General features: G+C 33.8%; 1 protein-coding gene. It reads right to left on the bottom strand.

Features of this window, described 5'->3' with window-relative positions:
• Positions 1-7 precede the first annotated feature (7 nt).
• Positions 8-515: MFS transporter (locus IE142_RS40515; protein WP_191889542.1), on the bottom strand; the 508-nt coding region annotated here is incomplete at its 5' end.

Here is a 515-nt window from a genome sequence, read left to right as displayed (position 1 = left end):
ATAGATTTTAAGGTTTAACCCTTCTGTTTGTTTTAATAAAGTAATATCCGTAAAATACTGCAAGTGCAAGAAAAATCATCGCTGAAAAGTAAAAGGTATTATTTAAATTATTAGTAAATTGAGTAATTAGACCTCCGACTAGTGGGCCTATCATTGAACCGAAGCCTTGAACACTGTTGAACACGCCCCATGTTTCTTCCTGTTCGTTAGGATTAATATGCCCAGCCATAAAGGTATTCCAAGCCGGTAAGAGGATACCGTACATTAGCCCAATAAAAAGTCCTATGGCCCAAACTATATATATATTTGTAATTGTAGATAGCCCGAATATAAGAATTGTATATAGTATAAAGCCACTAAAAATAACTCCATACATAAACCCTTTGCTATTATTGTCGATGATTTTTGATAAAAATAACATAGAGAAAGCACAGCCTATGCCACCAATAATGATTGCTACTGTATATTCAACGGTTGATACTTTCACAACTTGCGTTGCATATTTTGGAAGAATA

It is taken from the genome of Streptomyces mutabilis (genome assembly GCF_014649815.1).
GTDB classification, from domain to species: domain Bacteria; phylum Actinomycetota; class Actinomycetes; order Streptomycetales; family Streptomycetaceae; genus Streptomyces; species Streptomyces mutabilis.
Note: the sequence above shows the minus strand (reverse complement) of the source record. Positions and strands in the feature narration are given on the sequence as shown.